The sequence below is a fragment of the Gilvimarinus sp. F26214L genome (assembly GCF_054401055.1).
In genome coordinates this window covers 1-20,749 of the sequence record NZ_JBTIYG010000021.1, presented here as the reverse complement: position 1 = coordinate 20,749, position 20,749 = coordinate 1, and the positions used below count along the sequence as shown (strand labels likewise).

Here is a 20,749-nt window from a genome sequence, read left to right as displayed (position 1 = left end):
ATCAGGCCCTAATTCAATCGGTCGGTGGCCTCGCCCGAGGGGGCGGCGAAATACAGTTTCTGTGCCGCCGTGCGTCGGCTGAGGAGTGGGGCGAACAGCCGCTTCAGCAGCGCCGACAGCGGCACCACAGTGAGAATCATCATCACCAAAAATAGTACATAAAGCACAAGCACGCACTTTCGCAACACGGATTGCTGGGGGCCAATTGCGCGCAGCAGGCGCCCCCAGATTCTGAAGCTGCGATGGGCAATCTGTTCGGAAGCGATCAGGCGCTCGTTGACCGAGACGGCGCCGAGCCCTGCGAGCATGGGGCGGGGTTCACCGCTCTGGTGGGGGAGTTGTGCCGCGATGGCCTGACCGAAGCGGGATGCTGCAGCGATATCCTCTTCCGAAATGCCCGCCCTCGGTATCAGACCGCCCAGAAACGGCCCCTTGTTGCCGGTCAGTACCCAGATGGGCGTGGCGACAAAAGTCATCGCACTGTGGGCGTAATCGGTCAGAACAATATTGTCGATCAGCCGGGCTCCGAGTTGTTTCAGTCGTGCTTTGACTTTCTCCTGGGCCATCAGCCACATGTTGCGGCAGCCAATTACCGTAATCACGGGAGTGTCCCGAAACAGATGCGCCGCCGCTTCAGTTTGCAGAAAGCTGGTGACCGGGAGGGACGGAGAAAGAAACCAGACCTGGTAGGCCAGGATAATCAAATCATACCGTTCGGATGTGGGTACGCTCAGCGGTTCCAGGGGCACCGGGGTTTCGTATACGCATTCCGGGAAGGTGTTGAAGAACTGGAGGAAGGGCCACGGGAACGGGAACGGCTCCACGGGCTCAAGATTCCGTCGATGAACTTCAATCTCTTCCGCACCTGCAAGAGGTGCCAGAATGGAATCCAGCAGCCTGTTGAGCTGCCCGGACTGTGAGTACCCCAATACCAAAATCCGCTTCTTCATACGCGCCTTATTATCCTGCGACACAGCGGCGGGAACCCGCCAAATGCCAGCCGCCGATTATGCCACAGCGCCTGTAAAAGGCGCCAGTTGGACGACCTGCGTGCCGTATTTCTCTTTACAGGCGGGAGCCAGCAGGTTACTGTATTGATATACAGTATCGGGCAAATGCATGACAGCGACCGGCTCGGGAGACGGAGTATGAGAACGCCACCTGATTCGAACCGGCCTATCAGGGGCCGTGGTGCGATCAGCAATAGAAGCAGCCGCTTCCTGCAGCACCACTCGCACTGGGAGCCGGAACAACCGGCTGAGGCGGAGGAGCACCGCGGCCGGATTCCCGCCACCGAGCTTCATGTGGATCGCGCCAGGAGTATCATCACTCGAAACGAGTCGCCGGATGTACCCTTCGACCGCTCCATCAATCCGTATCGTGGCTGCGAGCACGGCTGCATTTACTGTTTCGCGCGGCCGAGCCACGCCTATCTGGACCTCTCCCCCGGTCTCGACTTCGAAACCCGGATCTTCTACAAACCGGATGGCCCCCAGTTGCTGGAGGCGGCGCTGGAGAAAAGAAACTACCGCTGCGCACCCATTGTGCTGGGTACGAATACCGACCCGTACCAACCCGTGGACCAGCGCCTCAGTCTCACCCGTGAGTTACTCCTTGTTCTGCAGAGGTATCGCCATCCAGTGTCGATCATCACCAAAGGCAGTCATGTCTTGCGCGACCGGGACATTCTGGAAGCAATGGCAGAGGATTCGCTGTGTTCGGTGACGGTCAGTATGACAACTCTTGACAATGGTCTTAAACGTACCCTAGAGCCGCGCACGGCTTCGCCTCGATCGCGGCTCGATACGGTGGCGCAATTGAGTGCTGCCGGGGTACCGGTCGGGGTACTGGTGGCGCCGGTCATTCCCATGATTAACGATCAGGAGATGGAGGCGATTCTGGAGGCCTCCGCAAAAGCCGGTGCGCAGACGGCGGGTTATGTTTTTCTGCGCTTGCCGCGGGAAGTCCGTGATCTTTTTTATGAATGGTTGCATGAACATTACCCCCAGCGGGCGGAGCATGTGATCAGCCTGATTCGCCAGAGTCGGGCCGGTGGTGACTACCAGAATCAGTTTGGCCAGCGCATGCGGGGGACCGGCGTTTTTGCGGAACTGATCAGTCAGCGTTTTCGCAAAGCCTGTGCGCGGCTGCAACTCAACCGGCGCGAGTCCGTCGAGCTGAACTGTGATCTTTTTGCGGTGCCGCCGAACAAAGGGCCGCGCGAGTCCGAAGCGCAATTGAGTTTGTTCTGATCACGCCGGTCGCTGGACTCGCCGCAGTAATCCCCGCTGGGGATCGTAGCCCCGGATCGCCACCAACATGAACGCGGCCAGCCAGCCGCAGACGATGGCCAGCGCCGTTCCGTGCAGCTGGCCATAGGCCGCAAACCGGATCAGGTCCACTCCGTGGCTGAAGGGATTGAAGCGCGCGACCTGGTAGATCCACTCTGCCGCGGCTTCTTCGAGTCGCCATAACGGGTAGAGGGCGGGCGAGATGAAGAACATGGGAAAGATTACGAAGTTCATGGCCCCGGCAAAATTTTCCATCTGGCGGATGTAAACGGAGAGCATCAGACCCAGGGCCCCGAGCATCAGTCCGGCGAGAGCAAGAGCCGGCAGCAGGGTCAACCAGGCGAGCGGTGGGAGGGAAACATCCAGGGTCCACGCCACAGCCAGAAAGGCATAAGCCTGGGCCACTGACAGCAAGGTGCCGGCGGCCAGTTTGCTGAACAGCAGGTAGCCGCGAGGCAGGGGCGCCGTGAGCAGGAGCCGCATCATGCCCATCTCCCGGTCGTACACCATGGACAGAGAAGACTGCATCCCCTGGAACAGCAGGATCATGCCCAGCAGACCCGGCAGTACATATTCCTGGTAGGTCACGTAGCTGTCGTAGGGCGGAATGATCGACACTCCGAATACATTCTGAAAACCCGCCGCAAAAACTCCCAGCCACAAGAGTGGGCGCACCAGCGACGACAGCAGCCGACCCCGTTGGCGAACAAAGCGCTCAAACTCCCGGGCGGCAATAGCCGCGAATGCGCCAAGTGCATGGCCCGCTCTCATGCGACCTCCCCGGTTGGGAGCGGCCCCGGCGCGGTGAGTTGCAGGAAGGCCTCCGCCAGGGAGGTGGTGCCTTGAGCCGCCAGCAACCGGGCCGGTGTGTCCGCTGCAATCAGGTGTCCATGATCCATGACCAGGACCCGGTCCGCAGCCTCGGCTTCGTCCACGAGATGTGTCGCCCAGAGAACGGCCAGTTTCCCCTGGCGACATAATGTGCGAATGCTTTCCAGAAACGCATGCCGGGCGCGAGGATCGAGGCCGACGGAGGCTTCGTCCATGAGTAGAAGTTGTGGCCGGTGAAGCAGTGCCCGCGCCACTTCCACCCGGCGCCGATTGCCCCCACTGAGAGTGCTCATTCGGTCGCGCGCCCGGTCCTCCAGGTCCAGAGCGCTGAGCTGATCGCGGATGCGCTGGTCACGCAGGGGACGGGGGAGGCCGTGGAGGCGGGCATGAAAGTGCAGGTTGGCCGCGATGCTGCGGTCCAGATCCACGGTGGGTTGCTGAAACACCAGCCCCATGGCGGCCAGGGCCCTGGTGGGCGCTCGGTCCACTGGATGGCCAGCGATCACTATCTCCCCCGAGTCGGGTGCGTACAGCCCGCTGATTATCTGGAAAAGCGTGGTCTTGCCCGCTCCGTTGGGCCCGAGCAGAGCAACAAATTCGCCGGACTGCACCTTCATGCTCAACTGCTCCACCGCCTGTCGCGAACCGAAGCTTTTGCTGACGGAGCGGGTTTCGAGCACGGCCTCCATCATGCCTCGCCTTCCGCGAACTCGCAGCGGCTTTCACCCTCGTCGCTGCCGAGGGTGTCCAGTTCGTCCTCGGGGTGAAGAAAGCCATCCAGCGGAGCCCGGGCAATGACTGCGTTGTGGGTCGTCAGCAACACCGGCTGCCGGAGCTGGTTGTTCCAGCTGCGAAAGCTGAGCGCCGGCCCCTTGGCTCCATCCAGCCGCAGTTTCTCCCCTTTCAGATAGGCACTGACGGGTGGGAAGTCGGTGGAGCGGCTGCGGATCGCGCTCTGGACAATGGCTTTTACAGCCGCCCAGGCCGCCCAGTCCGCGTCGCCCATCCGGCGGTCGGCGCGATCCTGAAAGCGCTCGTTGACCTGGGGCGCACCGTGGCGCTCCCAGACCCAGGTCCACGCCCGCGCCGTAAGCCCTGTGGTTCCCACCACCGGCCGCGGTATTTTGCTCTGATAGGGAACGTAGCGGCCGAACTCCCCTTCGCTGTCCAGCACGACCAATACGTCGTAGTTCTCTCCGGCAGTCAGAAGGGGGATGTTGTTGGCCTCGCGCCGGCGCGGGTCGTTGCCCGGCTCGAAGGCGCGGGTCGTCACCACCTTGGCGCCGAAGCGGCGGGCGGACCGCTGCAGGGCGTCCGCCAGTTCCCCATCTGCGGGCAGAGGCCCTTGCAGCACCAGGAGGCGGCGCCAGTTCTTCGACACCAGATACTGCACCAGGGCATCCGCCGTCATGGCCCGGCTCGGAAGGGTGTGCATCAGGTGCGCTTCGCAATGGCCATCGCGCAGAATGTCCTCCGGGGCGCTGACGTTGAATAACAGCAGGGAGCGATCGCGGGTGGCGGCAGCCAGGCGTGCGGTGACTTCGGCGGGCAGGTCCAGCAGCACAAAGCCGATTCCCTGCTGCTGCCATCGTTCCACTCTATCTACCAGCGCGGCCAGGCTCTCACCCCGGAAATGTTTGAGAGCGAAGTCCACCCCGATGATTTGACCGGTAGTTTTTGCTTCATCCAGGGCCACTCGGGCACCGGCTAGGGGGCGCAGCCGGGAGCGCAGTTGAATACGGGCGTAGGCGCTGCGTTCTTCGTAGCGCGGGTCGTCGGCGAGCTCCAGGTAGCCGATGGTGAGTGCTTGCCTCGCTTTCTCGGCGGCACTACCCGCTTCACTCCCGAAGAGCAGGCTCCCGAGGAACAGCACGGACCAGAAAAGATGTAAATGCTTGCTGACTTTTCGGTGGCTGCGCCGTGTCACTGGCATGACTCTGCTACTCATCAATGAGGATTCCGTAAGGAACCTGCCCCACTGGAACAGATTTGATGACCCGACGCTTCCGCGGGTCCACGATGCTCAAATCGTCGGACAAGCCGTTGGCCACGTAGAGCCGACGCCCGTCCCGGCTGAAGGTCGCCTCCCAGGGGCGACTGCCCACCAGCAGGTAGTCTTCCACCTCCCGGCTTTTCATGTGGACGAAGGCTATGTGGTTGGCGTTGCCCAGGGTGACCACCAGTGTTTCCCCATCCGGCGCCAGTGCCATGCCCACCGGCATCACGTCGGCGACCCGCATCCCCGGCGGCAGAAAGCTGATTACGTCCAGGACCTCGTGAGTGTTCCGGTCCAGCACGTAAACGTCACCGGACAATTCGGCGCTGGCCCACACTTCCGCGCCGTCGGGGGAAATCACTGTGCGCCGGGGACGAGTACCGATGAGGATGCTGTTTACGATCCGGCGCTCCGCGATGTCCACCACGTGGACCATGTCGGCAATCTCCGAGGTTACGTAGAGCATCTTGCCGTCCGGCCCCAGGGTGACGCCCTCCGGTTCCGGCCCGGTCGGCAATTCGAACACCATGGCCTTGCTGGCCACATCGATGAAGCCCACGGTGGCATTACTTTCGTTGGACACCCAGAGCTGCTGGCCATCGGCACTCAGCGCAAAGGCCTCGGGGCTTCTGCCGGTGGGGATGCGATCCACCACCTCCAGGCTGGTGAGATCCACTACGTCGATCACGTCGTCATCACCGCAGGCCACATAGATGCGGCTCTGGTCCGGGTCGAATTTCATGTCCCGGGGGCGGCGCGAGGTGGGGATGGATTTGACTACTTCGAAACTGTCCGGGTCGAGAACGGAAATCTCATGGCTCTTCTCGTTGCTCACAAAGATCAATCCGCTTGGCTCGCCAGCAGCGGATAAGGCAAGGAGCAGGAGCACTGGAAGCAGGCCGCCGACGGCCAATGAAGAATTCATTCTTGCTTGCCTCCTTCGGTCCGAAGTTCTGAGAGTGTCGACCCGTCCAGAAAGCGGGTGTTCAAGTTGCCGAGCCAGAGGATGAGAAACGCAAGGCCGGCGAACAGATAGCCCAGTCCGCCGAGCACCCACATCAAGGCCCCGGCCAACTGCTGGTCCTGCAAGGGAGTGAGTCCCCACTGAATGGTGCTGTCCACATAGGCTGGATACCAGGGGCGCGTGGAGAAGCTCATCAGCGCCGCCAGCAGCCCGCTGTGCAACATGGTGCCGAAAAGAATCAGCATGCCCCGGGCCCTCGTTCCGGGACGAAACACGGCCCACCAGAGCAGCAGCCCGGAAAACAGGAAGCTGAAATGCTCCAGGTCGTGGACCCAGGGGATCGCCAGCGCGGCCTGGTAAAACATCGGCGCATGCCAGCCCCATAGGACCAGCGCGTACAGGGCCCACACCGTGAGCGGCGAGCTGAGGCCGGCCCACAGGCCCCCGAGCCCCGGACTCAGGAAGGGGCGGACGAGGAATCGACGCCAGCGCACGGGCAGCGCCCACAGATATACGGGAACCGGGCGGGCCAGCACCAGCAAGGGAGCCGCGAAAAAGAGCAGCATGTGCTGGGCCATGTGAGCGGAACTCAGGGCTTCGCCCAGCGCATCCAGGGGCGAAATCAAGGCCACAAAGAGAAAGACCAGGGCGAGGCCGTGGCAGGTTTGGCGCAAGCGCCAGGAGGCCCCGTGCCGACTTCGGGCCTGGAGTCGGCGCCGTCCGACCGAGAAGAGCAGCAGGGACGCGCCGAGCGCGACCAGCAGCCAGATCTGAATATTCCATGCGGACCAAAGGTCGTGGGGCGCTGGAGGCTGATCCGCATGACCCTCGGCAACGTCCGGCAGGAGCAGCGTGATCGCAAAGGCCAGGCGCGGGCTGGGCCCCGCTGCGACCGAATGCCAGCTAGCCTCGGCGCGAACCCTTTGTGGACCGCTGCTACTTTGCGCCATCCCGCCTCCGCCTAGCGACGCGGAACACCGAAGTCATCGAGGATTCGTTGCACCTCGGCCCGATGCTGGTGAAGCACCTGATCGACCTGGGCTTTCAGCTCGCGATCATCCAGCCGCACCCCCATGGAGATACTGTAGATGAAAGGCAGAGCGGGAATATCGATACTGGGTGAAACCGGGGTCATTACCAGTTTGCGTTCTTGCCGGCTTGCAAAGTAACCGGCCAAAGGGCCCCACACTGCCGCCACATCGACGTCACCCTGGGCGACCGCTTCCACCAGGCGGGCCGGTGGGCTGTCTTGCCGGTAATCGCCGGTGATCATGTAGCCCTTCAGGTTGCTGGTCAGCCCACGCCGGGTCAGCGCGTGAGCGGGAGGACTGTTGTTCCCGTCATCACCGATCAGGTGGACGCCGACCCGCATGGAGCGCAGGGCTGGATCGTCGAAGGACTCGATGCGCGGCCTGTGGTCCGCGCGCTGCACAAACACATAGGTTGAGCGGTAGTAGGGGCGGGTGGCGAGAATCAGCTCCAGACTGCTGGGCACGCCCGCCACCAGGTCGCACTCGCCGGCGTAAAGGGTGGTCCGAAGAAAGCCGCGTCTCTGCGGCTGCCAGGTATAGTGCAGGTTCGCCTCCAGTTTGTCGGCCACCAGCTCCACCAGTTTGTTTTCGAACCCTTCCCCCTGGCGATTGCTGAAGGGCATGTTGTTCGGGTCCGCACAGACCCGCAGTACCGGCTTCTCCTCCTGGGCGATGGCAATGGTGCAACACGCCAGCAGCGCGGCGAGGGGGCCGATCAGACGCGTCCACGGTCTTGCGGTGAGTCTCATCCCTTCCTCACAATCGTCCAAACACTGGTTCAATCATTTACCGGTTCAATCCATTCTCAAATTCAACGATTCTCAAATCCAGCTTTCTTGAGTTCAACAAAGCGGGGTAATCACGGCGGCAACCACCAGCCACGCGCTCCCCACCAGGGACAGCCCACACAGTCCCAGAGCAGCGCTGTAGAGAAACTCCTCACGCACCGCCGCATCGGTCGCGGTCCGCGATCTGGCGTCACGGCGACCGCTCTGGGCCTGGAAGGCGGCGGCGACAATGGCTCCGCCAAACAGGATGCCAAGCAAAACCAGCAGCCACTGGGCTATGCTCAGCCCGCCCACCGAAGCCCGACCTAGGTTCAGAGTGCAGGCGACGCCGGTGACCAGATAACTGATTACAAATTGCAGCGACCACAAAACCGGCCCGACTACAACGCCAATCAATCTGTCGCGGGGAACCAGTGTCAGCATCGGAGTTTCATCCCGTCAGGTCGCCAGAGGCCACAGATAAATCAACGCGGTGGTGACCAGGTTCATGGCCACCGCGTAATACCAGAACAGAGCAGTATTGCGCTCCACCTGCGCACGCAACAGCCCCGGCGTGCCCGCCAAGGCCCAGACCGCGCTGAACCCCAGCATCAGCACGCCGATGGCCAGGTGCAGAAAACTGAAGCCGAGCAAGGTGTAGATCAGCGCGTTGTAGGCATGCTCCGTGGGCGAACGCCCCTTGTCGAGCAGCGGCAAGAGTTGCAGCACTGCATAAATGATTCCGCTCAGCGCGGCGAGCAAGGCCGCCAGGGCCAGGATATTCTTGTGGCGCAGATCCCGGGTTGTGAAATGAAATACAAAGCAGCCTGCCACCAGGACCACCGCGCCGAGCAGGGGCCACGCCAGGCTGAATTGACCCAAACTTTCCGGCGGCCACCGGTCAGCGAAGGTCCACAAGTAGAAGTAGGCAAACACCAGCGAGACGTAAAGGACCGCATCCCCGAGGATTCCGATGACCAGCCCCCACCAGCCAAAATTGCGAGGCACCTGTGAGCCCACCGGAACCCCCAGTTCCCGGGAAACCCAATCACGTGTCATTTCATCCGCGTTGGGTTGCCGCCACAGCCAGTACAACAAGCTCGCCACAAACGCCACCAGCCCCCCCGCGGCGGCCCAGGGACTTTTGATCAACACGCCCACCATGGACAGCAGCAGGCCAAGCGCGGCCAGCAGCGGGGCATAGTCGGGCTTGGGCATCACCACCACGCTTTCGAGCTCTCCGCTAACGGTGTCGCTGGTCACCGCCAGACGGAAATCGCCGACCGGGTAGGGCAGGTAACCGTCATCGCGCTCGACTGCATCGGGCAGTTCTTTTTGATCCCAAAGCGGGTAGCGACTCGACACGCGGGGAATGCTGCGGAAGTTGTAAGACGGCATTGGGTTGGGCATGGCCCATTCCAGAGTGCCCGCCTGCCAGGGATTGATGCCGCATTTTTCTCCCCGGCGTTTGCTGCGATAGAAGTTCCACATGAACAGCAGGACGGAAACCACCAACAGGTAGGCGCCAATCGTCGACAGCAGGTTTTCCCATTCCCACATGCCCTGGGGATAGGTATACACGCGCCGCGGCATGCCCATGAGCCCGGAAATGTGCATGGGGAAGAACGTGATATTGAAACCGATGAACATGGTCCAGAAATTCCAGCGGCCCAGTTTCTCGGACATCATTCGACCGGTGACCATGGGGAACCAGTAGTAGAAGGCGGCAAACAAGGGGAAGACCATGCCTCCGAACAAAACGTAGTGAAAGTGCGCAATGAGGAAGTAACTGGAATGGGTCTGCCAATCGAACGGAATCACCGCGTGCATGACCCCGCTCAGTCCCCCCGCAACGAACAGCACCAGAAACCCAATCACAAACAGCATGGGGGTGGTAAGACGGGGTTTGCCGGACAGCAGGGTGGCCAGCCATGCAAAGATCTGAATGCCGCTGAATATCGCCACGGTCATACTGGCGGCGGAGAACCAGCCGAGGGAGATGAGTGGAATCCCCGTCGCGAACATGTGGTGCACCCAGAGTCCGAAGCTCATGAAACCGGTGCCCACCGCGGCCACCACCAACCAGGTATAGCCCACCGTGGGGCGCTGCATGAAGGTGGCGATGATCGTGGACACGAGGCCCGCGGCGGGCAAAAAGATGATGTATACCTCGGGGTGGCCGAAAATCCAGAACAGGTGTTGCCACAGTAAGTCGTGACCACCGCGCGCCACGTCAAAGAAGGGCCAGTCCAGACTGCGCTGAATCTCCAGCAACAGGTCGCCCATGATCAGGGGCGGGAAGCCGAACAGGATCATGAAGCTGACCACCAGCATGTACCAGGCGAACAGCGGCATGCGGTTCAGGGACATGCCCGGGGCGCGGGTTTTGAGAATGGATACAGCAATCTCCGCGGCCGCCACAACGCTGCCAATTTCCACCAGGGTGATGCCCGTCAGCCAGAAGTCCACCCGGCTTTCCGGCGAGAACTCGGAGCTGCTTAATGGTGTATACACGGTCCAGCCGGTGTCCGGCATCATGTCCAGCAGTAAACTGGAATAAAGGAGCAGGCCCCCCAGCAGGTAGCACCAGTAGCCAAAGGCGCCCAGGCGCGGGAAGGCCAGGTCCCGTGCGCCGATCATGGGCGGTATCAGATAAATGGCGGCGCCTTCCAGGATCGGCACCGCGAACAGGAAGAGCATGGTGGTGCCATGCATCGTAAAAAGCTGGTTGTAGAGGGAGTAATCGATCAGATCGTTTTCCGGTACCGCGAGCTGGGTGCGCATCAGCACAGCCATCAAACCGCCGATCAGGAAGAAGCAAAACCCCGTGACCAGATAACGTTTGCCCAGAGGCGTCTGGTTGACCGCACTGATGGCGGCAAAGCCCCGCGGGGTGCGCCAGGTGCGATCAAGGGCGTCTTCCTCTTCGGTGGCGGATGCTCTGGGTCCATGGGCCGCGTCCGTGTTCACCCAGGTCATTCCAGACTCCCCAGATAATCCGCGAGGGCGCGCAGGCTTTCGCTGTCCATGCGAAACTCCGGCATCTTGTTTTCCGGTTTGAGATGTTGCGAGCTGGCGATCCACGCCTGGCGATTACCCACGGTGTTTTCCAGCGTCCCGGCGCCGATTGTGAGCCGGCTGCCAAAATGAGTCAGGTCCGGCGCGGTGGAACCACGCGCGGGTGTGCCCCGTACCGTGTGGCAGAGGGGGCAGCCGGAGCTGAGAAAAACATCCTGCCCCTGCTGTAACCAGTCGTTCACGGGTGGGCGCGCCGGCTGCCTTTGTCCTTCCAGCCAGCGATCGAAATCGTCGGGATTCCGGCTGACCACGGAGAAGTTCATCAGAGTATGCTGGGCGCCGCAGAACTCGTTGCATACGCCGCGAAACCGACCTTCGCGGTCCGCTGTAAAGCGCAGCTCGTTGGTCATGCCCGGTATAACATCCAGTTTTCCCGCCAGATTGGGCACCCAGAAGGTGTGGATCACGTCGGCAGATTCAAGAGCCACAACCACCTGCCGTCCGGTGGGAATATGCAACTCGTTGGCGGTGATCGCCCGCGGCTCACCATCGGGCTCCTGATAGCGGAATTCCCACCACCATTGATGGGCCATGACTTCGATACGCAGAGCATTTTCTTCCTCGGCGGTCACAGCAGCGCCGATGCGCATGACAAAAACCAGCAGCACCGAGAGTGTCACCACCGGGAAAGCCACCCCGCCGACAAATATGAAGGCGTTGTGATTGGGGTGTCGGTCGGTGCGACGCCGGAGCAGGGCGTAGAGCAGAATCCCCAGAACGAGGAGAAAAATGGCGGCGCCACCGGCGAACAGCGCCCAGCTGAGATCCGCGATGCGTTGCGCGACGGGGCCGTAGGGATCAAGGGCCGACTGATGGCCGCTGCACGCGGACAGGCTGATCGACAAAGCAGGCACGATCAGTCGCGCGGGATACGTGACAGTAATGGCAGGTACAACCCGACGCAGCACGCCGGGCCCGAGCGCGCTGCTCCGGTGCAGACCGCGCGCTGACAAGCGGTGAGCATTGCCGTTCCATGGCATTGATCGCCTCCTGGCCAGGTGAGACTCTCCCGAGCGGATGGTTCAGAGATCTTTGTGACCGCAGCGCACGTTGAGAGATCCCTCAGACCGCCCGATGCGCCTACCAGGTGTCCAGGTAAGGATCACCCTCGGAGCTGTCATCACGCAGCATTGTCGCCTCGAGCCCGCGAACGATCCACTGGCGGGTATCCTTCGGATCGATCACCTCGTCCAGGTCGAAGTAGGAAGCGACCGTGGTGGCCTTTCCCAATTCATACATTTGCGCCACCAACTTCTGGAAATAAGCCTCCCGTTCCTGCGGGTCTTCAATGGCGGCAATCTCATTGCGGTAGCCGAGTTTGACGGCGCCCTCCAGGCCCATGCCCCCGAATTCTCCGCTGGGCCAGGACACAGTGAAAACCGGGGCGGCGAAACTGCCGCCGGCCATGGTCTGAGCGCCAAGCCCATAAGCTTTGCGCAACACCACCGTGAAGAAGGGCGCACTCATTCTGGCACCGGCAATGAACAGCCGCGCCGCATGGCGCACCAGGGCCGTTTTCTCCGCTTCCGGTCCCACCATGATGCCCGGAGTGTCACAGAGAAATACCACGGGGATATCGAAAGCGTTGCACAGTTGCAGGAAGCGGGCGGCCTTGTCCGCGCCTTCACTGTCGATTGCGCCCCCCAGGTGCGCGGGGTTGTTGGCGACTATTCCGACAGGGCGGCCCTCGATGCGAGCGAAGGCAGTGATCATGCCGGCGGCAAAGTCCCGGCGCAGCTCAAGCACCGAATCCTTGTCGGCGAGCAGATTGATGACCTTGCGAATATCATAGACGCGCAGACGGTTTTCAGGCACCACCGTGCGCAACACATGCTGATCCGCGCACTCCCAATCGGCGGTCGGACCCTGAAAGTAGCCCAGGTATTTTTTTGCGGCCGCAACCGCCTGGGCTTCGTCCTTCACGGCAATGTCGACCACGCCGTTGGCGCGATGGTGTTCCAGAGGACCCACGTCCTCGGGTTTGAACTGACCGAGACCGCCGCCCTCGATCATGGCGGGGCCGCCCATGCCCAGGTTGGAATTTTCCGTTGCGATGATCACGTCAGAACAGCCCGCCAGCACCGCGTTGCCGGCGAAACAGCGGCCGGACACGATGCTTACCAGCGGGCAGCGTCCCTTCAGCCTGGCGTAGTACCAGAAGGCGAGGCAGTTCAGGCCGCTGGCGCTGTTGCGTTCGGTTTCGCCCGGTCGGCCGCCCCCGCCTTCGGCGAAGACCACCACCGGCAGGCGCCACTTTTCCGCGAGCTCGAACAGCCGGTCCTTCTTGCGGTGATTTTTCTGCCCCTGGGTTCCGGCAAACACGGTGTAGTCATAGGTCATGGCAACACACTGGGTGCGGTCCTTGCCGAACAGATCTGCGTTCACGGTGGCAAGCCCGCCGATCAGGCCGTCGCCGGGGCTTTTTTCCCGCAACTCCTGCAGTGAGCGGCGGGCGCGCTGGGCGGCGATCACCAGGGGCCCGTATTCCATGAAGCTGTTCGCATCGCAAAGGTCGGCAATATTTTCGCGCGCGGTCCGCTGACCGGTTTTGCGGCGCCGGGCAACAGCTTCAGGGCGCGATGAGTCGAGGCCCAAGGCGTGCAGGTCCTGTGTTTCCTGCAAATCGGGGCGAACGCGATGGGGGTCCAGTGTTTCCATGACCGTGGCTGCGGACTCGTCGGCTTCTCCGGGTTCGATGCCCATCAGAATGCTATTCTCGCGGACCGTCTCGCCGGGCTTCGCAAGCACCTTGCGCACACGCCCGGCGTGTGGCGCTGTGATCACGTGCTCCATTTTCATGGATTCCACAATCGCCACTTCCTGGCCCGCATGCACTTCCTGGCCCTCATCCACCGCGATGCTGACCAGCGTACCCTGCAAGGGGGATTCGATTGCGGTCAGGGAATCGTCCAGGGTCGGGACGGTGATCTGCGTTGCGGTTGCGGCAACCTCGGAGGCGGGAAGCGGGCCCGGGTCCTCGGACATCGATGCGGCGCGGGCCAGTTCCGGCAGGCGAGCGTCCAGGAGGTCCGTCGTGACAGTCCAATTCTGCAACTCGGGAAGTTGCAGAATGCTTTTCAGTAGACCGATGTTGGTGCGAATACCGAGTACGCGAAAATCCCTTAGGGCACGGGTGGCCTTGCTAAGCGTTCGGTCAAGCTGCGGGGTGCGACTGAAGCAGATCAGTTTCGCCAACAGGGAATCGAAGTTCGGGGTTGTGGCATATCCGCCGTAGCCGAAACTGTCCACGCGAATCCCGGCGCCGGCGGGCGCTTCGAAGCGTTCGATCACGCCGCCACTGGGCTTGATATTGCCCTCGCTGTCGATGCTTTCCATGTTGATGCGCAGCTGGACGGCGTAGCCGCGCAGAATGGGCGTGTCAGAAAGCCCCAGAGTGGCGAGGGATTCGCCGGCGGCGAGCTGAAGCTGGGTCTGTACCAGGTCGACACCGCTGATGGCTTCGCTCACCGTGTGCTCAACCTGCAGGCGGGGGTTGGCTTCGATGAAGTAAAAGCACCTCTTCTCCGCGTCCACCAGAAACTCGAAGGTTCCGAGGCTGTTGTAGTTCGCCGCCCGCGCCATGCTGAGCGCCGCCTCGTAAAGCTGCTCGCGCAGCTCGCCGGGCAGCTTGGGTGCGGGAGCAATCTCAATCAGCTTTTGGTGTCTGCGTTGCAGGGTGCAATCCCGCTCGCCCAGGTGTATCGCATGGCCCTGGTTATCGGCAATGATCTGCACCTCCACGTGCCGGGCGTTGCGGATCAGCGCTTCAGCATACACATCGCCGTTGCCGAAGGCCTGGCGGGCCTCCGACTGGCAACGTGCGAAGGCGGAATCGATCTCTGTGGCATCAGTCACGATACGCATGCCCCGGCCACCGCCGCCGGCAACTGCCTTGATTACCATGGCCGCCTGGGGCAACTGTTGGTAGAACCGGCGAATCTCCTCCACGCTGGCGGCGTGCCGGGTGGCCGCGGCGACGGGCACTCCAACCCGTTCCGCCAGCTCACGCGCGGACAGTTTATGGCCGAACAGGCGCAACGCCTCCTCCCCCGGACCCACAAAGCGAATGTCGGCGGAGTTGCAACGGGCTGCGAAGTCCGCGTTCTCGCTCAGGAATCCGTAGCCTGGATGGATTGCATCGCATCCGTGCTCGCGGGCGAGAGCAATGACCTGGTCCTGGTCCAGATAGGCCGCCGCTCCATTACCCTGCAACGGCACGGCATTGTCGGCGGCGAAGCGGTGGCGGGAGTTGGCGTCGTCTTCGGAATAGATTGCCAGAGAGGGGATGCCAAGGTCCGCGGCGGCTTCCGCAATGCGAATGGCGATTTCTCCGCGATTGGCGATCAGTAGTTGCTTGAAACTCATAGCGTCCCCCGGGGCGGCCTGATTGGATGCCGGAGGATTAAGCGGCACCGAGCCGCGGACTGTCAAGGATGGGTCAGGGGATTGGCACTCCACGGTAGTAGCGGACCGGCTTGTCGGCATTTGCCGCGTTATCAGACGCGGGCGTGGACTCTGTGGTACCGGCGCCGGCTGCGGCTTCCAGGGAAACCTGGCCGCGGTAGACCCGCACTGTGGTGCTGCGGAAATCGGGCGGCGTGCTGTGCGGGATCTCGGCAAGCAATTGCGGCCAATGCTCCCCGGCGCTGTTGAGCAACTCCTTGATGAGGGTTCGCAGGATGGTGTCCTTGCTGCTGTGATAGACCTCTGCCAGCTCATCCATGAGCCCGGGGTTGGCCAGCTTGATGCCGGGTTTCAACTCGCTTTTCACACGACGACGAATTTCAAACACGAGCTCGATCATGGCTTTGCTATAGTGCATGGTGCTCTTCCTTCGCGGACCGGTTGAGGTAGAGCAAGCAATTGACGTGCCTGTCGCGGAGCCGCGCAGTTGGGGCATAATGGCCGCCCGGTGAATCGAAATGGATCACGGCCTCCCGCCGCTGCCTGTTACCGGTGCTTCCGTCTGATGTATCCGTTCCCCCGTAGGCTTCCAGTGAACAGACCCCCCAGAAACGAACTGCAAATCGACCTTCAGGCTATTATCGACAATTGGCGCAGCGTCACGGCTCACGCCCCGCACAGTGAATGTGCAGCAGTGGTCAAGGCGGACGCCTACGGGCTCGGAAGTGGGCCGGTCGTCAGTGCACTGGCTGACTCCGGCTGCCGCGGGTTCTTCGTGGCTACCCTCGAGGAGGCGTTGGCCATAGCGCCCTTGCTCAGGGAGGGCTCGCGCGTCTACATATTCCACGGCGTGGCCGGGGTGGATCTGGATGAATGCCGTCGTCATGGATTTATCCCGGTATTATCCACGCTGCCGCAGGTCCAGGCATGGGCAAGCGCCAATCGTCGCGAGGGCCGCATCCATGCTTGCGCGCTGCAGGTGGATACGGGCATGAATCGCCTCGGCCTCGGGTTGAATGAATGGCGGCAGGTGGCCGAGAGTGTCTCCGCCCGAGAGCTTGGGGGCACAATGGTTATGAGTCATCTGGCTTGCGCGGAAGACCGGCTCCATCCACTGAACCAACAGCAGCGCGCACGCTTTCAGGCCGTTGTGGTCGAGGCCCGGCAATGGGCACCGGGGATCAAGGCCAGCCTGGCCAATTCCGCAGGGGTGTTGCTGGGGCCGGATTACCACTTCGATCAGGTGCGGCCCGGGATCGCCTTGTATGGCGGCAACCCGGCCGGGGAAAACGGCGGACCCTTTCGCCCGGTGGTGCGGTTGCGCCTGCCGGTGCTGCAGTTGCGCAGGGTCGGTGAAGATGGCTCAGTGGGTTACGGCGCCACTGCGCCGGTGCGTGCCGGCGCTTTGCTGGCCACGGTTCAGGGGGGCTACGCGGACGGGCTGATGATCGCCCAGTCCAGAGCCGGAGAGGGGGAGGTGTCCGGTGTGCGTGTGCCCGTGGTGGGGCGCATCTCCATGGATCTCACGGTTTTCGACGTATCCGGGGTGCCTGCTTCCGCATGGAACTCCACTGACCCCTATATCGAAGTGCTTAACGAAAACCTTGGCATCGAGCAGATGGCCCGCGCGGCCAATACCATCAGCTACGAGGTGCTGACCCGGCTCGGCCGCCGCTTCGACCGCAAATACCTTGCGAGCGGCACCGGCGCAAAACAGAACAATGAACTGGTTATTGAGGAACAGGATGAGCATTGACGCGGTATTGGCCCTGCTGGCCGACGGTGAAACCCACTCGGGCGAAGAGTTGGGGCAGGCGCTGGGGGTGAGCCGTACGGCGGTCTGGAAGCAGCTGAAAAAACTTGAGGACCTGGGCATTCGGGTCCACAGCGTAAAAGGGCAGGGCTACCGGGTCGAGAAAGGGTTGGAGCTTCTGGACGCTGAGCGGATCCGCGAGCAGCTGACTCCGGGCGCGGCCCGCCTGCTGACGGAGCTGGACTTGTGCGGCAGCGTCGATTCCACCAATACCCGGGCCCTTCAGCGAGCCCAATCCGGTTCGGCCCGCGGCCTGATCTGCCTGGCAGAGCATCAGAGCGCAGGGCGCGGGCGCCGCGGGCGGCAGTGGGTGAGCCCCTATGGTCGCAACATCTACTTGTCTCTCGTCTGGGAGTTCACTGCGGGCGCAGCTGCAATGGAAGGGCTGAGCCTCGCCGTGGGGGTGGCCATCGTCCGCGCCCTGGGTGCCCAGGGTGTCGACGGAGTCCAGCTCAAGTGGCCGAACGATGTTTTGTGGCAGGGGCGAAAACTGGCGGGCGTTCTGCTGGAAATGACCGGTGACGCGGCCGGTCATTGCCAGGTTGTTGTCGGAGTCGGCATCAACGTAGCCATGCTGGCCAGCGAGGCGAAAGATATCGATCAGGACTGGATAAGCCTCGATGCTATTCATAAAGGGGTCTCACGCAACAAGTTGGCGGCGGACCTTCTCAACCATCTGCTGCCAATGCTGGCGAATTACCAGCAACAAGGGTTTGCCCCGTTGCGCGAGGAGTGGGAGTCCCTGGATTGCTTCGGCGGGCGCGAGGTGGAAATACACGCAGGAGATACGGTTACTGTGGGCCAGGTGGCTGGCGTCAGCGACACGGGCGCATTGCGCCTGAACACCGCTGCGGGCGAAGAGCTGATTTATGGCGGCGAAGCGAGCCTGCGCCGATCATCCACACCTTGAGTGCGTGCTGATGGATCCTGTGATTCTCGACCTCGACATGGGCAACACGCGGCTGAAGTGGCGCTATCGAACTCCCGCCCGCATCCTGTCGGAGGGCGCGGTGGGCTATGCCCAGTCCGCGCTGGAGGAATTGCCGAATCCGCCTCGTGACCTGCAGCGCATAAGAATCGCCACGGTCGTCAGGGGCGAGGCCCTGGAGAGGCTCCTGCAGGCCTGTCGGGAGCGCTGGCGGATCGAGCCCGAACTGGCCCGGGTTCAGGACCGGTGCGCCGGACTCACTCAAGGGTATGAGGACAAGAGCCGCCTGGGCGTGGACCGCTGGCTGGCGACCCTGGCCGCCCATGAGGCGACCCGGTCCGCCTGCGTCGTGGTGTCTTGTGGCACGGCCGTTACCGCGGACCTGGTGACGGCCGGGGGAGTTCACCTGGGTGGTTATATCGTCCCGGGTCTGGGCCTGATGCGTGCTGCCTTGTTTGATGGCACTCATGCGGTGAAAGTGGAAGAGGTCGCGGCGCCGACGAGTCTGGCGCCGGGAACGGATACCGATGCGGCCGTCAGCCGCGGGCTCCTGCTGATGCTGCAGGGGCTGGTGGAAAAGGCCGTGCTGGAGCTTCGCGATCGCGGCGAACTGCCACTCGTCGTGGTCACCGGCGGCGACGCGGAAAAGCTACTACCCTTCCTGAGTGGTCCCCATAGGTCGACAGAAGTGCTCTGTCGACCTAATCTGGTTCTCGACGGCCTCCCTCTGGCCCTACCCTGAGATACGGTTCCGGGCGGCTGCCAGTGTTCTGCTTGTAGAATGCATGCCGACTCGTTGCGGGATTACAGTCGCGCTGCGAGCGTGAGAATGGCCATAGTTCGCAAAATTCCACTCTTGGAAGGTTCGCCATGCGCTGGATTGCTGCCAGCTTAATTGTTATCAACGGGCTTGCCCTGGCTGCCCAGTTGACGCTTTGGGAAAACCCCGCGCCGGAGCCGCGCACGTCGCGGGCGCGGCCCGTTGTGGAAGGGGCGGCGTCTATCCGGTTGCTGGACGAGCTGGGTGCCGGCACCGTTCAAGACATGATGTCCGAGAAGGAGCGTCGTCGCAGCGCCGCGCGAACCTCTATCGACAGCGCCGGCGCGCTGTGCACCATGGTCGGACCTTTTTCCGAGTTGCTGAAGGCTGAATACCTGGCAGAACGACTTGCGGCACTGGACGTAACTGCCCGGGTTGCCGAGCTGGAGGTGCCCGGAGAGCCGAATTACTGGGTCTATCTTCCGCCCCGGGACACGCGCAAGCAGGCCTTCGCCCTCCTGCGCGAGCTGCAGGCCAAGGGCATTGACAGCTACGTGATCCCCAAGGGGGAATTGGAGAACGGTATTTCCTTCGGAATGTTCAGCAAGCCGAAGCTCGCCGATAACCGATTGGAAGACATGCGGTCGCGCGGCTACGAGGCCGAGCTGCAGGAGGTCACCCGGACGCACCGGGAAACCTGGGTGGTCCTCGCCCCGGGCCAGGGGCGCAGGGTGGACCCCGAAACCTGGTCGCGGCTGCTGGCCGATCAGGATGGCCTGGAGCGCCGACAAAATTTCTGTCCTCCTGTTGCTTCAGAGTAAAACTTTCTCTAGAATCCGCCCTCCGTTGCGGAAGGTGCACTGGGCGCCTTTTGCGGTGATTCGGGCCGCAGATCGGACCGAATCAGGCAGAGCACAGAGCTGGTGTAGCTCAGTTGGTAGAGCAGCTGACTTGTAATCAGCCGGTCGGGGGTTCGACTCCTCTCACCAGCTCCATTTTTTGCCCTTGGGCTGTTGCGCGCAGCCCGGCGGGCGTCCGCTTCAGCGGATTGAGGCGTGACGGTCACCTTTGTGCCGTAACTACCGGAAATCTCGTGGTTTTTGGGCGTGGCGCGGTTGACATCATAAGGTGCGAAGCGGACAATGTCCGGCTGTTTTCGCAGGGGTTCCCGAGTGGCCAAAGGGATCAGACTGTAAATCTGACGCGCAAGCTTCGGTGGTTCGAATCCACCCCCCTGCACCATATCCTTTCTGGTGTGCCCGGTAGGTCAAAGAGTACACGGAAGGTTGCTCGGCCGAATGTGCGAGCTGGTTTGGTCTGCTGCGCAGAGCCGAACTTTGAGAGGTCGATTCGCCGGCTTCGATTTTCAAGGCAGGCGGGCATAGTTCAATGGTAGAACCTCAGCCTTCCAAGCTGATGATGCGGGTTCGATTCCCGCTGCCCGCTCCAGTTTGAGTTGATGCTGAAGTGGCAGGCGAAGTTTTTGCATCAGGGCGAGTTGTGGAAAATCGGAAGCATTTTCTTCATGTCTCACCTTTAGCCAAGCTCATATAGCTCAGTCGGTAGAGCACTTCCTTGGTAAGGAAGAGGTCACCGGTTCAAATCCGGTTATGAGCTCCAATTTATGGCCGCGGGGGGTGTCCCCTCGCGGTTGTGTTGTATCTGAAGCTTTCCACTTTTAGTTAGAGCGCTTTTAAATAGCAAATATCATTTGGTTCGGTCGAGCCAGGTTCCAATTGAGGAGACATCCGCATGGCGAAGGAAAAATTTGAACGTAACAAACCCCACGTCAATGTGGGCACCATTGGACACGTTGACCACGGTAAAACCACATTGACCGCGGCGCTGACCCGCGTGTGTCACGAAGTGTGGGGCACAGGTTCAGC

The 20,749-nt window shown here is 61.9% G+C and carries 18 protein-coding genes and 4 tRNA genes; 10 read left to right on the top strand and 12 right to left on the bottom strand.

Annotation, left to right across the window (positions count from 1 at the left end; genetic code table 11):
* Positions 1 to 8: 8 nt before the first annotated feature.
* Complete coding sequence (locus ACURWW_RS16625; protein ID WP_445618199.1) at positions 9 to 950, bottom strand: dialkylrecorsinol condensing enzyme; 942 nt, start codon at positions 948 to 950, stop codon at positions 9 to 11.
* Between the two features lie 198 nt (positions 951 to 1,148).
* Between ACURWW_RS16625 and ACURWW_RS16620 the strand changes: the two genes are divergently transcribed.
* Positions 1,149 to 2,252 carry a PA0069 family radical SAM protein gene (locus tag ACURWW_RS16620; RefSeq protein WP_445618198.1) on the top strand — a complete coding sequence of 368 codons (1,104 nt, stop codon included), beginning with the start codon at positions 1,149 to 1,151 and terminating at the stop codon, positions 2,250 to 2,252.
* Here ACURWW_RS16620 and ACURWW_RS16615 read toward each other — a convergent pair whose 3' ends face one another.
* The 11 genes from ACURWW_RS16615 to ACURWW_RS16565 all read right to left on the bottom strand — a co-directional run bounded on the left by ACURWW_RS16615 (position 2,253) and on the right by ACURWW_RS16565 (position 15,780).
* Positions 2,253 to 3,062, bottom strand: coding sequence for an ABC transporter permease (locus tag ACURWW_RS16615; RefSeq protein ID WP_445618197.1), 810 nt, complete (start codon positions 3,060 to 3,062; stop codon positions 2,253 to 2,255).
* Entirely contained in the window at positions 3,059 to 3,814 is a 756-nt protein-coding gene (locus tag ACURWW_RS16610; RefSeq protein WP_445618196.1) for an ATP-binding cassette domain-containing protein, read from the bottom strand. The genes ACURWW_RS16615 and ACURWW_RS16610 overlap by 4 nt, the downstream gene beginning before the upstream one ends.
* A complete protein-coding gene (locus ACURWW_RS16605; RefSeq protein ID WP_445618195.1) occupies positions 3,811 to 5,070 on the bottom strand; it encodes an ABC transporter substrate-binding protein in 1,260 nt (419 codons plus the stop codon). The genes ACURWW_RS16610 and ACURWW_RS16605 overlap by 4 nt, the downstream gene beginning before the upstream one ends.
* Positions 5,063 to 6,043, bottom strand: a complete 981-nt coding sequence (locus tag ACURWW_RS16600; RefSeq protein ID WP_445618194.1) for a PQQ-dependent catabolism-associated beta-propeller protein — start codon at positions 6,041 to 6,043, stop codon at positions 5,063 to 5,065. The genes ACURWW_RS16605 and ACURWW_RS16600 overlap by 8 nt, the downstream gene beginning before the upstream one ends.
* A complete protein-coding gene (locus ACURWW_RS16595) occupies positions 6,040 to 7,032 on the bottom strand; it encodes a cytochrome c oxidase assembly protein (protein ID WP_445618193.1) in 993 nt (330 codons plus the stop codon). Before ACURWW_RS16595 ends, ACURWW_RS16600 begins: the two co-directional genes overlap by 4 nt.
* An 11-nt stretch (positions 7,033 to 7,043) precedes the next feature.
* Positions 7,044 to 7,862 (bottom strand): substrate-binding domain-containing protein, encoded by an 819-nt coding sequence (locus ACURWW_RS16590; protein WP_445618192.1) that lies wholly within the window; start codon positions 7,860 to 7,862, stop codon positions 7,044 to 7,046.
* Positions 7,863 to 7,955: 93 nt separating this feature from the next.
* Positions 7,956 to 8,324 (bottom strand): hypothetical protein, encoded by a 369-nt coding sequence (locus tag ACURWW_RS16585; RefSeq protein WP_445618191.1) that lies wholly within the window; start codon positions 8,322 to 8,324, stop codon positions 7,956 to 7,958.
* Between the two features lie 15 nt (positions 8,325 to 8,339).
* Positions 8,340 to 10,859, bottom strand: coding sequence for a cytochrome c oxidase subunit I (ctaD, locus tag ACURWW_RS16580; protein WP_445618190.1), 2,520 nt, complete (start codon positions 10,857 to 10,859; stop codon positions 8,340 to 8,342).
* Positions 10,856 to 11,938, bottom strand: a complete 1,083-nt coding sequence (gene coxB, locus ACURWW_RS16575) for a cytochrome c oxidase subunit II (RefSeq protein WP_445618189.1) — start codon at positions 11,936 to 11,938, stop codon at positions 10,856 to 10,858. The genes ctaD and coxB overlap by 4 nt, the downstream gene beginning before the upstream one ends.
* A 100-nt stretch (positions 11,939 to 12,038) precedes the next feature.
* Entirely contained in the window at positions 12,039 to 15,323 is a 3,285-nt protein-coding gene (locus ACURWW_RS16570; RefSeq protein WP_445618188.1) for a carboxyl transferase domain-containing protein, read from the bottom strand.
* A 73-nt stretch (positions 15,324 to 15,396) separates the two neighbouring features.
* Complete coding sequence (locus ACURWW_RS16565) at positions 15,397 to 15,780, bottom strand: hypothetical protein (protein WP_445618187.1); 384 nt, start codon at positions 15,778 to 15,780, stop codon at positions 15,397 to 15,399.
* A 174-nt stretch (positions 15,781 to 15,954) separates the two neighbouring features.
* Here ACURWW_RS16565 and alr point away from each other — a divergent pair, with 174 nt between their 5' ends.
* The 9 genes from alr to ACURWW_RS16520 all read left to right on the top strand — a co-directional run.
* Positions 15,955 to 17,118, top strand: coding sequence for an alanine racemase (gene alr / locus ACURWW_RS16560; protein WP_445618186.1), 1,164 nt, complete (start codon positions 15,955 to 15,957; stop codon positions 17,116 to 17,118).
* Positions 17,108 to 18,085, top strand: a complete 978-nt coding sequence (gene birA / locus ACURWW_RS16555) for a bifunctional biotin--[acetyl-CoA-carboxylase] ligase/biotin operon repressor BirA (RefSeq protein ID WP_445618185.1) — start codon at positions 17,108 to 17,110, stop codon at positions 18,083 to 18,085. The genes alr and birA overlap by 11 nt, the downstream gene beginning before the upstream one ends.
* Complete coding sequence (locus ACURWW_RS16550) at positions 18,045 to 18,845, top strand: type III pantothenate kinase (protein WP_445618184.1); 801 nt, start codon at positions 18,045 to 18,047, stop codon at positions 18,843 to 18,845. The genes birA and ACURWW_RS16550 overlap by 41 nt, the downstream gene beginning before the upstream one ends.
* A gap of 128 nt (positions 18,846 to 18,973) precedes the next feature.
* Positions 18,974 to 19,684 (top strand): SPOR domain-containing protein, encoded by a 711-nt coding sequence (locus ACURWW_RS16545; protein WP_445618183.1) that lies wholly within the window; start codon positions 18,974 to 18,976, stop codon positions 19,682 to 19,684.
* A gap of 98 nt (positions 19,685 to 19,782) precedes the next feature.
* Positions 19,783 to 19,858: transfer RNA gene (locus ACURWW_RS16540), tRNA-Thr, on the top strand.
* Between the two features lie 163 nt (positions 19,859 to 20,021).
* A tRNA-Tyr gene (locus ACURWW_RS16535) sits at positions 20,022 to 20,105 on the top strand.
* Positions 20,106 to 20,238: 133 nt separating this feature from the next.
* Positions 20,239 to 20,312 (top strand) — tRNA-Gly (locus ACURWW_RS16530).
* 95 nt (positions 20,313 to 20,407) lie between these two features.
* Positions 20,408 to 20,483 (top strand) — tRNA-Thr (locus tag ACURWW_RS16525).
* A gap of 132 nt (positions 20,484 to 20,615) precedes the next feature.
* On the top strand, positions 20,616 to 20,749 hold a 134-nt coding region (locus ACURWW_RS16520; protein ID WP_445618211.1), incomplete at its 3' end, for a GTP-binding protein.